The organism is Methylocella silvestris BL2, from assembly GCF_000021745.1.
Classification (GTDB): domain Bacteria; phylum Pseudomonadota; class Alphaproteobacteria; order Rhizobiales; family Beijerinckiaceae; genus Methylocapsa; species Methylocapsa silvestris.
On sequence record NC_011666.1, the window covers coordinates 765,579 to 778,868 of the forward strand.

At 63.8% G+C, this 13,290-nt stretch carries 13 protein-coding genes; 6 read left to right on the plus strand and 7 right to left on the minus strand.

Translation table 11 applies throughout. The features are described from left to right. The 5 genes from MSIL_RS03580 to MSIL_RS03600 all read right to left on the minus strand — a co-directional run bounded on the left by MSIL_RS03580 (position 1) and on the right by MSIL_RS03600 (position 3,965). Positions 1-1,272, minus strand: a complete 1,272-nt coding sequence (locus MSIL_RS03580; protein WP_012589741.1) for a lipoprotein-releasing ABC transporter permease subunit — start codon at positions 1,270-1,272, stop codon at positions 1-3. Continuing rightward, entirely contained in the window at positions 1,269-2,591 is a 1,323-nt protein-coding gene (gene proS / locus MSIL_RS03585) for a proline--tRNA ligase (RefSeq protein WP_012589742.1), read from the minus strand. The genes MSIL_RS03580 and proS overlap by 4 nt, the downstream gene beginning before the upstream one ends. Before the next feature lie 90 nt (positions 2,592-2,681). Beyond that, entirely contained in the window at positions 2,682-3,095 is a 414-nt protein-coding gene (locus MSIL_RS03590) for a type II toxin-antitoxin system VapC family toxin (RefSeq protein ID WP_012589743.1), read from the minus strand. Further along, complete coding sequence (locus tag MSIL_RS03595; protein WP_012589744.1) at positions 3,092-3,331, minus strand: type II toxin-antitoxin system VapB family antitoxin; 240 nt, start codon at positions 3,329-3,331, stop codon at positions 3,092-3,094. The genes MSIL_RS03590 and MSIL_RS03595 overlap by 4 nt, the downstream gene beginning before the upstream one ends. 106 nt (positions 3,332-3,437) lie before the next feature. Further along, positions 3,438-3,965, minus strand: a complete 528-nt coding sequence (locus MSIL_RS03600; protein ID WP_210160581.1) for an MAPEG family protein — start codon at positions 3,963-3,965, stop codon at positions 3,438-3,440. Between MSIL_RS03600 and MSIL_RS03605 the strand changes: the two genes are divergently transcribed. From MSIL_RS03605 to MSIL_RS03625, 4 genes are all read left to right on the plus strand, one after another. Next, on the plus strand, positions 3,939-4,526 hold the full coding sequence (locus tag MSIL_RS03605) for an NAD(P)H-dependent oxidoreductase (protein WP_012589746.1): 588 nt from the start codon (positions 3,939-3,941) through the stop codon (positions 4,524-4,526). The two genes, MSIL_RS03600 and MSIL_RS03605, sit on opposite strands and share 27 nt — an antisense overlap. Next, a complete protein-coding gene (locus MSIL_RS22140; protein WP_083772164.1) occupies positions 4,415-4,987 on the plus strand; it encodes a GNAT family N-acetyltransferase in 573 nt (190 codons plus the stop codon). Before MSIL_RS03605 ends, MSIL_RS22140 begins: the two co-directional genes overlap by 112 nt. 78 nt (positions 4,988-5,065) lie before the next feature. Further along, complete coding sequence (locus MSIL_RS21170) at positions 5,066-5,386, plus strand: hypothetical protein (protein WP_148213007.1); 321 nt, start codon at positions 5,066-5,068, stop codon at positions 5,384-5,386. Beyond that, on the plus strand, positions 5,317-5,979 hold the full coding sequence (locus MSIL_RS03625) for a hypothetical protein (protein WP_012589748.1): 663 nt from the start codon (positions 5,317-5,319) through the stop codon (positions 5,977-5,979). The genes MSIL_RS21170 and MSIL_RS03625 overlap by 70 nt, the downstream gene beginning before the upstream one ends. A 10-nt stretch (positions 5,980-5,989) precedes the next feature. Here the strand turns inward: MSIL_RS03625 and glmS are convergent, their stop codons facing one another. Beyond that, positions 5,990-7,828, minus strand: coding sequence for a glutamine--fructose-6-phosphate transaminase (isomerizing) (gene glmS, locus MSIL_RS03630; protein WP_012589749.1), 1,839 nt, complete (start codon positions 7,826-7,828; stop codon positions 5,990-5,992). Between the two features lie 75 nt (positions 7,829-7,903). After that, positions 7,904-9,286, minus strand: coding sequence for a bifunctional UDP-N-acetylglucosamine diphosphorylase/glucosamine-1-phosphate N-acetyltransferase GlmU (glmU, locus tag MSIL_RS03635; RefSeq protein ID WP_012589750.1), 1,383 nt, complete (start codon positions 9,284-9,286; stop codon positions 7,904-7,906). A gap of 205 nt (positions 9,287-9,491) precedes the next feature. Here glmU and MSIL_RS03640 point away from each other — a divergent pair, with 205 nt between their 5' ends. Then, positions 9,492-11,084 carry an OpgD/OpgG family glucan biosynthesis protein gene (locus MSIL_RS03640; RefSeq protein WP_012589751.1) on the plus strand — a complete coding sequence of 531 codons (1,593 nt, stop codon included), beginning with the start codon at positions 9,492-9,494 and terminating at the stop codon, positions 11,082-11,084. Next, positions 11,072-13,285 (plus strand): glucans biosynthesis glucosyltransferase MdoH, encoded by a 2,214-nt coding sequence (gene mdoH, locus MSIL_RS03645; protein ID WP_041367563.1) that lies wholly within the window; start codon positions 11,072-11,074, stop codon positions 13,283-13,285. The genes MSIL_RS03640 and mdoH overlap by 13 nt, the downstream gene beginning before the upstream one ends. The last annotated feature ends 5 nt before the right edge of the window (positions 13,286-13,290 follow it).

Genomic DNA, 13,290 nt, shown 5'->3' on the forward strand with positions numbered 1-13,290 from the left:
CTATTCGTAACGCAGCGCTTCGACCGGATCGAGCTTCGCCGCCCGCCAGGAGGGATAGATCGTCGCGAGGATGGAGAGCGCCAGCGTCATGCCGACAACGGTCAGCACATCGATGGGATCGACCACCGACGGCAGGCGCGACAAGAAATAGAGCTCCGCCGGAAACAGATTGGCGTGCAGCAATGTATTCAGCATCTGCCGGATCGCCTCGACATTCGAGGCGACGGCAAGCCCCAGCAGGAAGCCGGCGAAGGTGCCGACGACGCCGATCGAGGCGCCGGTGATCAGGAAGATGCGCATCACGCCGCCGCGCGTCGCGCCCATGGTGCGCAGCACGGCGATGTCGTGGCTCTTGTCCTTCACCAGCATGATCAGCCCGGAAATAATGTTCAGCGCCGCGACTAGCACGATCAGCGTCAAGATCACGAACATCACATTGCGCTCGACGTTAAGCGCATCGAAGAAGGTCCGGTTGCGCTCGCGCCAGTCTGTCATGATCATCGGACGAGTCACGATCTGATCGATGCGGGCGCGCACCGCGTCGAGATCTTCCGGCCGATTCAGGAACACTTCGATGACGCTGGCTTCATTGTCCTTGCTGAAAAAGCCCTGCGCTTCGGGCAAAGGCATATAGACGAAGAGATTGTCGAATTCGGCCATGCCGATCTGGAAGATCGCCGTCACCGGATAGACCTTGCTGCGCGGCGCGACGCCGAACGGCGTCTGCGGCCCGTTGGCGATCAGCACCTTGATCTTGTCGCCGACGCGAAGGCCAAGATTATCGGCAATCCTCTGGCCGATCGCGACGCCGCCGGCCTTGTCGAAGCCCTCGAGCGTGCCCGCGCGAACATTTCCGGCAATGCCTGGAAGCCGCTTGATATCGCCCTCGCGCACGCCCCGCACCAGCGCGAAGGCCATATTCGTGGTCGAGACCGCGGCGGGGCCTTCGATCATTGGAATGGCGAGTTGAACGCCAGGCAGCGAGCCGACCTCGCGCGAGACTTCGTCATAATCGGTCAGCGGCGAATCCGTCGCCTGCAGAAAAATATGGCCGTTGATGCCGACGATCTTGTCGAGCAGCTCCTTGTGGAACCCATTCATCACCGACATGACGACGATCAGCGTCGCGACGCCGAGCACGATGCCAAGAAAAGAGAAGCCGGCGATGACGGAGACGAAGCCCGACGAGCGGCGCGCGCGCAGATAGCGCAGCGCCACCATCCATTCGAAGGCCGCAAAGGGCCGCGCTCCGTTCGGCGCCCCCTCGCTCATGACGCGATGAGCCGTTCAATCGCCTCATCGAGCGAAAGCTCGACGCGCTCGCCGCTTGCGCGGGTCTTGATTTCGATCTTGCCCTCGGCGAGGCCCTTCGGCCCGACAATCGCCTGATAGGGCAGCCCGATCAGATCGAGTTTTGCGAATTTCGCTCCCGGCCGGTCGGCGGAATCATCATAGAGGACATCAACGCCCGCCTTTTCGAGCGCGGCGAGGAGTTTTTCGCAGGCGGCGTCCGTCGCCGCGTCGCCGACCTTCAGATTGGCGATCCCGACCTTGAACGGCGCGACGCTGGCCGGCCAGATGATGCCGGCTTCGTCATGATTGGCCTCGATCAGCGCGCCGACGAGGCGGGAGACGCCGACGCCATAGGAGCCGCCCTGGAACGGCCGCTCGACGCCGTCAGGCCCGGCGATATTCGCATTCATCGGCTTTGAATATTTGTCGCCGAAAAAGAACACTTGGCCGACTTCGATGCCGCGGGTTTCGATGCGCTGTCCTTCCGTCGTCTCGAGGGCGAAGCGTTCGGCGTCGTGAACGTCCTCGGTCGCCGCGTAGAGGCTGGTCCATTGCTTGACGATCGGCGAGAGATCCCCGTCATAGTCGATCGTCTCATCCGGAATGGGCAAATTGAGGACGCCCGCATCACAATATACGGCAGATTCGCCCGTCTCGGCCAGAATGATGAATTCATGGCTCTGGTCGCCCCCGATCGGGCCGGTCTCGGCGCGCATTGGAATGACCCGCAGCCCCATGCGGGCGAAGATGCGCAGATAGGAGACGAACATCCGATTGTAGGCGAGCCGCGCGGCGGCCTCGTCGACGTCGAAGGAATAGGCGTCCTTCATCAGAAATTCGCGCCCGCGCATGACGCCGAAGCGCGGCCGCTGCTCGTCGCGGAACTTCCACTGGATATGGTAAAGGATCTTCGGCAATTCGCGATAGGAGCGGACATAGGAGCGGAAGATCGCGGTGATCATGTCCTCATTGGTCGGCCCGTACAGCATTTCGCGCTCGTGGCGGTCCTTGATGCGCAGCATTTCCGGGCCATAGGCCTCATAGCGGCCGGTTTCGCGCCAGAGGTCGGCGAGCTGCAAGGTCGGCATCAGGAGCTCGATCGCTCCTGCCCTGTTCATCTCCTGCCGGACGATCTCGGCGACCTTCTGCAGCACCCGCAGGCCCAACGGAAGCCAGGAATAAATGCCGGCCGCCTCCTGCCGGATCATGCCGGCGCGCAGCATCAGGCGATGCGAGACGATTTCGGCTTCTTTGGGATTTTCGCGCAGAATTGGCAGGAAATAGCGGGAGAGGCGCATGGGGGACCGGGTCTCGAGGCGGCGGGGTTCTGGTCGGGCAGGTTTAGGACGCCCTCCGCCGAAAGGCAAAGGCAGGGGCGCCGCCGCGCACTATCCCCTTCGACCGTCGGCGCCGAAATCGGTCATCGCAAAGTCGTTTCCTTTGAACAGGAGATGCGCCCGATTGGCCTTGGCGCAGGCGTAGGCGAAGCAGTCCCCCATATTCAGCGCGGCGGGATGGCGACCTTTGCCATATTGCGCATAGGCTTCCGCCGCGATCTCATATTCCTCTTCCCCGATGGCGACAAATTTGAAGCCGCCGACCTCGATGAACCGCCGCACATGAACGCGCGCGCCCGGGATTGAGAAAGCGCGCGCCCGACATAGCCCCGCCACGGTCTCCCACACGGAAAGCCCCGAGCACAGCCGCACCGCCTCGTCCTCCAGCCGGTCGGCGAGTTCCGTCGCGTCCTTCTCTTCGAGGATGATGGCGATCAACGCCGAAGCATCCACGAAAATGGTCACGACTCACCCGCGAGACCGTCAAAAAATGCCTTGTCCGCCTTTTGTCCGGTGACGGGCGGAAGGGGATGCTCCTGCCGCAGACGCACAAAGCGGTCACGCAAGGGAATCGCTTCCGCCATGCGCTCCAACTCTGCTGAAACCGCCTGACGCACCGCTTCCTGCTTCGAGACGCGACGGCGCGCGGCGAGTTCGGCGACGAGTTCGGCGACAGTGTCGTCCTTGATGTAAAGAGGCATCGACTTTTCCAAATATCCAAATATCCCAAAAGTGATATTTGGATATTCATCAACTCAAGTCAAGGTTCGCCACGTGGGGATCTCGTCGCAATTGTCAACAAAAGCTTCAACCCCAACCGTGCGCCAGCGCCCTGACGATCAGAAAAAGCGCCAGCGCGGCCAAAACAAAAAACGTCATCGACATGCCCGCCGCGCGGAAGCGCAAATTCTCCTTTGGCTGGGAGACGCCGTAAGCGTGGAGCGCGCGGCCGCCGAGGAGCGTGAGACCCGCAAGATGCATCGCCCAGATCGGACAATGCGACGTCTCGGCGAGAAGCATGAGCAGAAGGGCCATCGGGGCGTATTCGGCGCAATTGGCCTGCACCCGCGCGGCGCGCTCGAGCCCCGGATCGCCGCCCACGCCGATCGAAACCCTTGCGGCGTAGCGTCTGGCAATCACCCGATAGGACAGATAGATAAACAGAAGCGCAAGTAGCCCGGCGTAGAACGAGGTCACGGGAGCGAACATGAGATCCTGGTCCCGGCGCGATTTCCCGGATTTGATAGGCTTTGCGCTGGAGCAGCGCAAGGCCAGCGCCGGACGCCCGCCCTCGCGCCGGACGCCCTCATGCGCGCCTTGATCGTTCTCGCTCACCCCGTCGCCGAAAGCTTCGCCCATGCGGCGGCCGCGCGCGTCGGCGCGACGCTGGAGGCCCGCGGCATGAGCGTCGATCTCCTCGATCTTTACGCCGACGATTTCGACCCGCGCCTTTCCGCCGCCGAGCGCCGCGCCTATTTCACGCCGGGCTTCGACGCCGCCGATTGCGCGCCCTACGGACGCCGGCTTCAGGCGGCGCGAAAACTGGTGTTCATCTTCCCGCAATGGTGGTTCGGCGTCCCCGCAATCCTCAAGGGCTTCTTCGACCGGGCGCTCGCGCCGGGGGTTGCTTTCGCCCATCAAAAGGGCGGCGGCTTGACGCCGCTGCTGACCCATATCGACGCGCTCTGGGCGGTCAGCTCGACCGGCTCGCCCTGGTTCGTCACAAACCTCATCGCCGGCGATCCGGCGCGGCGGGACATCGCCCGCGGCGTCAAACCCTGGATTTGCCCGAAAGCCTCGTTCCGGTCCCTGACCCTGCACGGTATGGACGCAATGACGCGGGAGCGGGGCGCAAGATTTCTCGACCGGCTCGAACGGGAGTTTCAGCGATTTTAAACGACGTCAAAACGCAAGGCGCGCTCTGGATCAGGGATAGCGCGCCGCGCGACCAGATCGCCCTGCTTGCGCTGCTGCGCGATCTGCATCGCGCCGAGAGGGGCGAACGCGGCGAGCCCTCCGACAATGATTTGCTGCGCGACATCGAAAGATCGGAGATCTTTGTCGCCGATCTCGACGATGTGGTGATCGGGATGGCCGCAATCGAGCTGTTCGACGAGCCTGCCTATCAGGGCGCCGAGCCGCGGCAACGGGCCTGCGTCATGGCGATCGCAGTCGCGGAGGCGCATCGCCGGCAGGGCGTCGCGACGCGGCTTATGCAGCATGTGATGGACTGGCTCAAAACGTCGGAGGTGGTCTCGATCGGGTTGTATGTCCGCGCCGGCAATGACGGCGCGCGCGGCTTCTATGAAAAGATGGGTTTTGAGGTCGAGGCCCTGGCCATGCAGCGGCTTTTGTAGTTGGCGGCGCGAAAACCCTGGCGCGCGCAGGCGAAGCGGATCATGGATTCACAAGGTTAAACCGCGCCGGGCTCCGTCATGCTCCCGCTGACTTTTCTCATCATCGCGCTTGTCGCCGTTGGCGTCGATATCGGCGTCACGACACTCGCGCTCCAAATGGCGGCGGCGGCAAAGGGTTTCGCCAATGAATCCTTCTGGGTCAGTTTTTGGTCGGGTCTTGCATACAGCGCCTGGGTCGGCACCGTACTCGCAATCGTCGTCGGCCTGTCGTCTGGCATTTGCAGGAAGGCCTGCGCGAAAGCCGGCGCCGCTCGGACGAAAACGCCAAAATGCACCGCGACGCCATCGCGCTGGCCAATGGGCTTTACGCGGAATTTCCGGCCAAGCCCGTCTTTCTGACCAATAGCGAAACCGCGGCGCAACGCTTCGAGGCGGAGCACCAACAGGCGCGGAGCCGTGTGCTCTCGCCGATCCTCGACGACAAGGCGGTCGATTGCGCGCCGCTCGCGGCCAGGCGCATGTATCAGAAGATCAAGAACGCCTCGCCGATGGTGTGGAGCGCGGATTCGCCGGCCGCGAGCCTCACTTACTTTTTCACCGAATTTGTCGCCGCCTATGATCGGATGTTGTTTGCGGCAAGAACGCTCGACTACCGCCTCGCCTATCACGCGCGGCGGCTGAACGGCGGCGGCGCCGACGACATCAAGAGCGAGGCGGACCGCTGCTATTTTATCGGCAGGCTGCTCGGCTATACGGATGCGCGCCTGCTTGAAATCCTCGCCGCAGAGGATCCCGAAGAGCAGGGCGCTTTGCCGAAGCGCCACGCCCGGCTGAAAAAAGTGGCCGCGCTCAGCCAGCCCGGGGAGGATTTCGTGGCGGGGCTGCAAAGGGTGCAGGAGCTGATGGTTTCGCTGCGCGATACGCCCCGCACCGTCCCCTCGGACTATCGCGGCATGATCCTCAGCGACACGCCGTGGCGGAGCCCGGAGTAAGAGAGACGCCCTACTCCACCGTCACGCTCTTGGCGAGGTTGCGCGGCTGGTCGGCGTCTTTCCCCATCACCACCGCCGTATGATAGGCGATGAGCTGGATCGGGATCGCATAGACCATTCCGGCGAAATCGGCCGGAAATTCCGGCATGATGATTGACGCTTCCGCCTCGCCGGCAAAATCGCGGGCCAGATTTTCATCGCCGATCAAAATCAGCCGTCCGCCGCGCGCAGCGACTTCCTGCATGTTCGAGATGGTTTTTTCGAGCACGGCGTCCTTCGGCGCGATGACGATCACCGGCATGTCGCCGTCGATCAGCGCGATCGGCCCATGCTTCAATTCGCCGGCCGCATAGCCCTCGGCGTGGATATAGGAGATTTCCTTCAGTTTCAGCGCGCCTTCGAGCGCCAGGGGATAGGCGGCGCCGCGGCCGAGATAGAGCACGTCGCGCACTTTGCCGATCTCGCGGGCCAGCCCCTCGATCGCGCTCTCGCATTTCAGCGCCTGCGCCATCAGCCCCGGGACGGCCATGAGCTCGCCGATGAGGCGCGCCTCCTCCTTGGCGCCGAGCACGCCGCGCGCGCGCCCGAAGGCGAGCGCCAGCGCCGCGAAGACGGCAAGTTGGCATGTGAAGGCCTTGGTCGAGGCGACGCCGATCTCGGGGCCGGCCAGCGTCGGCGCGACGACATCGGCCTCCCGCGACATCGTCGAACTCGCGACATTGACGATTGCCAGAATTTTCTGGCCCTTGCCCTTGGCGCAGCGGAGCGCGGCGAGCGTATCCGCCGTCTCGCCCGATTGCGAAACGACGATGGTGAGACCGGACGGATCGAGCGGGGGATCGCGATAGCGGAATTCGGAAGCGATTTCGACGTCGACCGGCAGGCGCGCGAAGCGCTCGAACCAATATTTGGCCATGAGCGCGGAGAAATAGGCCGTGCCACAGCCGCAAATCGTCAGCCGCGACAATGTCGCCGGGTCGACCGGCAGTTCGAAGGGGAGCGCCACATGTCCAGACGACATGTCGAGATAATGACCGAGCGTGCGGCCGACGACTTCCGGCTGCTCGTGGATTTCCTTCGCCATGAAATGGCGGTGGTTGCCCTTGTCGATCAGGAAGGCTGAGGCCTGCGTGCGAATGCGGCGGCGTTCGACCGGCAGGCCGGAGGCGTCGCGGAACGAGGCCGAGTCATGCGTCAGCACGACCATGTCGCCGTCTTCGAGATAAGCGACCTGCTGCGTGAAGGGCGCGAGAGCCAGCGCGTCGGAGCCAAGGAACATTTCGCCGGCGCGGTCGTCTTCGCCGAAGCCGACGGCGAGCGGGGCGCCCTGGCTCGCCCCGATCAGAAGGTTGTCTTCGCCCGCAAAGATCATGGCGAATGCGAAGGCCCCCTTGAGGCGCGGCAGGCTCGCGGCGACCGCCTCGATCGGGGAGAGCCCTTCGTCGAGGCTCTGCGTCACGAGATGGGCGATGACTTCGGAATCCGTCTGCGAGGCGAAGTGCCGCCCTTTCGCGCGCAGCTCCTCGCGCAGCTCGCGGAAATTTTCGATAATGCCATTGTGCACGACGGCGATCTTATCCGTCGCATGCGGATGCGCGTTGTTTTCGGTCGCCTTGCCATGCGTCGCCCAGCGCGTGTGGCCGATGCCGGTCGAGCCGGCCAGCGGCTCCTTGGCGAGGCGCTCTTCGAGGTTGCGCAATTTGCCGCTGGCGCGGCGGCGCGACAGCTTTCCGTTTTCGAGGCAGGCGATTCCAGCCGAATCATAGCCGCGATATTCGAGCCGCTTCAGGGCCTCAACGATGAGGTTTTGCACGGGACCCAGCCCCAGAACGCCGACGATGCCGCACATGAAAAACTCCTTGCCGGCGGGATCGCGCGCCGGAAACCGACTTGCTGGCTCAACCTCAGGGCAATTGAAAGGCGATCAGGATTTTCGCTTTTTCTGCCGAAAACCTGCAGCCCAGCCGGGCTTTTCGGTCTGCCGCGCCCGTGCAACGACGAGCGAATCGGGCAGGACGTCTCGCGTCACGACCGACCCCGTCGCGACATAGGCGCCAGCGCCGATCGCGACCGGCGCGACCAGCGCGGAATGCGAGCCGATAAAGGCGCCCTCCCCGATCTCCGTGCGATATTTGGCGAAGCCGTCGTAATTGCAGGTGATGGTCCCGGCCCCGAGATTGCTTTTCGCGCCAACGCTGGCGTCGCCAATATAGCTTAGATGATTGATCTTGGCGCCCGCGCCGACCTCGGAGGCCTTCACCTCGACGAAATTGCCGATATGGACTTCCTGCATCAGTCGCGCGCCCGGCCGCAGCCGCGCAAAGGGGCCGACGGTCGCATTTTCGCCGACGTTCGCCCCCTCCAGATGCGAGAACGACCGGATCAAGGCGCCTGTTTTGACCTCGACGCCAGGACCGAACACGACATGCGGCTCGATCGTGACATCCTCGCCCAGCGTCGTGTCATAGGCGAGCGTTACGCTCTCCGGATCGACCAGCGTCGCGCCAAGGCTCATCGCCTGCGTGCGCAGCCGCGACTGCATCAGCGCCTCGGCGAGCGCAAGCTGGGCGCGGTCATTGACCCCCATCACCTCGTCCTGCTGGACGATCAGCGCGCAGGAGGCAAGTTTCTGCGCCCTCGCGATGGCGACGATATCGGTCAGATAATATTCGCGCTGGCTGTTTTCGCAGCCGATGGCGCCGAGCAGATCGAGCGCATGGCGCCCGGCGATCCCCATGAGGCCGGCGTTGCAGGTCGAAAGCTTGCGCTCGTCGGGATTGGCGTCGCGGTCCTCGCGGATGCTTTCCAGCACGCCGTCCTTCATGATGAGCCGGCCATAGCCCGTCGGGTCCTTCGCTTCGAAGCCGAGGCAGACGATCGCGGTCTCGCCGGCGGCGAGCGCGATGCGCATCTTCGAAAAGGTTTCCGGCTGCACCAGCGGCGTGTCGGCGAAGGCGACGATGATGTCGTCATAGCCCGCGGCGATCGCCTCGCGGGCGGCGAGCACGGCATGGGCGGTGCCGCGTCGCTCCGCCTGGATGACGAGTTCGACGTCGGGAACGATCAGCCTCGCCTCGGCCTCCAGCGCGCCCTGGTCCGGCCCCACGACGACGACTATTTTATCGGCGCCGGCCTTGGCGACGGCGCTCAGCACATGGCCAAGCATGGATCGGCCGGCGAGCTTGTGCATCGCCTTGGGAAGTTTCGAGCGCATGCGCTTGCCGTTGCCGGCAGCGAGAACGATAGCGAGACAGGTGCGGCTCGGATAGGCCGGCGCCTTGAGGCTCCGGCTGGAATTGGCTGGCATGAAGCGTGAAACTCCGGACTGGACGCATAGAAACGGCCGAGCGGCCAAAAGCGTTCGGGCGCTTTAACTATAAAGGGTGCGGCGCACAAAAACCCCTTCAAATGCGAGGACCGCATCTTATCGGCGCCCCAATATGCGTTATAAGGCTCAATTTCTAGAGGTAACGCTTTATTTGGGCGCGGTTCAGCGCCGGACAGACGGATTCATGGTCGACCGCCGGGAGGTTCTGCAATTCGCGATCGGGCTCGTCGCAGGACCCGCTGCGGCCCGCGCCGATGAGGCGGCCAATCCGCAAGCCTCTCCCGCCCCGCCTCCCGCGCCCTCTGCCGCCGCCGCTCCACCGGAGCCGGCGTGGGGCTTCCCGCTCGCCGAGCCGACGCCATTCAATCCGGCGATGGTCACGGAACTGGCGCGATCGCTCGCCAAACAGCCTTATAAGGCACTCGCCGCCGATCTGCCGGACGCCTTCAAAGGACTGAGCTACGACCAATATGTCGCGATCCATCTGCGCCCGGGCGGGACAATATGGGCGAAGGACAATGTCGGCTTCGCGTTGGAGCCGCTGCATCGCGGCTTCGCCTTCTCGCCGCCGATGCAGATCCACATCGTCGCCGACGGCGCGGCGCGGCGCGTCATCTATGACGCCGCCCAGTTCGATTTCGGCAAGCCCGCGCCGGCCAATCTCGGCGATATCGGCTTTTCGGGATTTCGCGTTCTCGCTCCGCTGGAGCATGGCGGCTTCTTCGAGCTTGCAACCTTCCAGGGAGCCAGCTTTTTTCGCGCCGTCGGCCACGGCCAGGAGCCGGGCACGATGGCCCGCGCCCTGTCGATCAAGACGGCCGATCCCGCCGGCGAGGAATTCCCGGCGATCCGCACGGTCTGGATCGAGCGTCCGACCCTCGCCGGCAACGCCCTCACCGTCTACGCCATTATCGATTCAGAAAGCGTCACCGGCGCCTATCGGTTCACGCTGCGGCCCGGCGACGCAACGATCATCGACACCGAATGCACGCTGTTCGCCCGCGCCGCGCTCGACAATTTCGGCATTGCGACGATGAGCGCAACCCATGTCGCCGGCGCGATCGACAAGACGCGGCTCGATGATTTGCGACCGCAGATCGGCGAGATCGACGGGCTTCAGATTTTGACCGGCCGCGGCGAATGGCTGTGGCGCCCCGTCTCCAATCCGGCGACGCTGCAAATCTCGAGCTTCATCGACGAAAATCCGCGCGGCTTCGGCTTTCTCCAGCGCGACCGCAATTTCGATCATTTTCAGGACGACGATCAACACTGGGAAAACCGGCCGTCGCTGTGGATCGAACCGATCGGCGACTGGGCCGCCGGAGCCGTGCAGCTGATCGAAATTCCGTCCGAATCCGAGGTCAATGACAATATCATCGCCTATTGGCGGCCGAAGCAGCCGCTGAACGTCGGGGCTGAAATCTCCTTCGCCTATCGGCAGTTCTGGTGCAGAGTGCCGCCAGAGCGGCCGCCGCTCGCGACCGTCGCGCTCTCGCGTTCGGGGCGCGGAGGGAGCGCGAGGCGCCGCCGTTTTCTCGTCGAATTTTCAGGGGGCGCGCTCAGTCAGATCAAGGACGCGAGCGACATCGCTGCGAAATTGAACGTCGCGCCAGGATCCTTTTTTTTGCTTCGGACGTTACTTTCGACGGAGAGCGCGTCATTTCGGGTTCTGTTTGAACTCGATCCCGGCAATGAGGCCTATTCCGAATTGCGGCTCGTTCTGGAGTCGCAGGGCAAGCCTATCAGCGAGACATGGATCTATCGATGGACGGCGTGACGGAAACCGATCCGGCGCTGCGGCGTCCGCCGCCGCGGGACTTCGCTAGCGAGGGCGCCAGCGTCTTCCCGGCGATGCCGGCGGAAGCGCCGCTCGACATGCCAACGCAAAGCCTGTCGCGCTTTGATCCTTCGACGCGTCGAAAGAATGTGCTGCGCCATCCCTGGCTTGGAGTCTTGTTCGCGCGGCTGTTCGTCTTCGGCGGCGGATTGGCGCTCACCTGTTACGGCGCCTATGAGATGTATGAAGTCGTCGCGGTCGGCGGCGTCACCTTGCTCGAATGGGCGCTTTTGATCCTGTTCGTCGCCAATTTTTCGTGGATCGCCCTCGCCTTTTCGAGCGGCCTCGCCGGCCTGCTCTGGCTTATGTTCTTCGCCCCGCGCGCGCCGGCGCTCCCCGCCGTGCTGCATGAGCGCACGGCGATCGTGATGCCGATCTACAATGAAGCGCCGGCGCGGATTTTTGCTGCGCTCGAGGCGATGATCGAGGATGTCGCCGCCTCCGGCCTCGGTCAGTCCTTCGACTGGTTCTTCTTGTCGGATACGACAAATCCGGAGATTTTTCTCGCTGAGGAACGCGCCTTCATCGACCTGCGCCAGCGCGTCGGCGGCGCGGCGCGGGTCTATTACCGGCATCGGCCGAAAAACTTGAATCGCAAGGCCGGCAACATCGAGGATTTCGTCACGCGCTGGGGCGGCCGCTATCCGCATATGGTTGTGCTCGACGCCGACAGCCTGATGACCGGGCCAGCCATCGTCACTCTCGCCGCCGCGATGGAGAGCGATCTGGACGCCGGCATCATTCAGACGCTGCCGCTCATCATCAACCGCAACACGCTGTTCGCCCGCGTGCAGCAATTCGCCGCCCGCATATATGGCCCAGTGATCGCCGCCGGCGTTTCCGTCTGGATGGGGCGCGAGGGCAATTATTGGGGCCATAACGCGATCATCCGCACGCGCGCCTTCGCCGCCCATTGCGGCCTGCCCAGTTTGCCCGGGCGCCCGCCCTTCGGCGGCCACATCCTGAGCCATGATTTCGTCGAGGCGGCGCTGATCCTGCGCGCTGGATTTAGCGTCTATATGCTGCCGACCCTGGGGGGCAGCTTCGAGGAAAGCCCGCCCTCTCTCATTGATCTGTCCGCCCGCGACCGGCGCTGGTGCCAGGGCAATCTGCAGCATCTGCGCGTGCTGCCGGCGCGCGGCTTCAAAATAGCCTCGCGGCAGCATTTCATCACCGGCATCATGGCCTATGTGTCGTCGCCGCTGTGGATGGCGCAGCTGTTCGTCGGCATCATTCTCGTCATTCAGGCGAGCTACATTCGGCCTGAATATTTTTCGCGCGAATTTACGCTGTTTCCGACCTGGCCGCGCTTTGACGCCGAGCGGTCGCTCAATCTGTTCGCGCTGACCATGGCGATCCTTCTGACGCCGAAACTGTTCGGGCTCCTGCTGGCGCTGTTTCAGGGACGCACGCGGCGCGGCTGCGGCGGCGCGATCCGGCTTATTCTGTCGGCCCTGTTCGAGATCGTCATGTCGGCGCTGCTCGCCCCGATCATGATGCTGATTCAGGCTGGACATGTGATGCATTTCGCGTTCGGCTTCGACACCGGCTGGGATCCGCAGCGACGCGACGACGGCTCGATCGCCTTCGGGGCGATCGTGCGACGCCACCGCTCCCATGTCGCGATGGGCGTCGTCACGCTGATCGCCGGATTCATGATCGCGCCGTCGCTGGTCGCTTGGATGTCGCCGACCATCATCGGCCTCATTCTGGCGATCGTTATTTCGTGGTCGACCGGGCTCTTGAACGTCGGAATGGCCTTTCGCCGCGCCGGCCTTCTGCTGACGCCGGAAGAGCAGTCGAAGCCCCCCATCGTCGCGCGCGCCAATGAGCTCGCGCGCCAATTCGGCCATGAGGCGCCGCAGGATGATGCCGGGGAAGCCGCCTTTCCCGAGGATCCGAAATTCTGGGCGCTTCATCTCGCCTGGCTGCCGGCGCAAAAGCGCGCAAGCGGCGATATTTCGGCCGAATGGGCGCTCGCAAACGCCAAGCTGGAAAATGCCGAGACGATGGACGAGGCAATCGCCTGGCTGAAGCCGAAGGAGCGCATGGCGCTTTTGAACGATCGCACGCTGATCGCGCGGCTGCTTCAGCTGCCGCGGAAATCGACCGCTCCCGAGCCGCTCTCCTCGGTCGGGTAGATCAG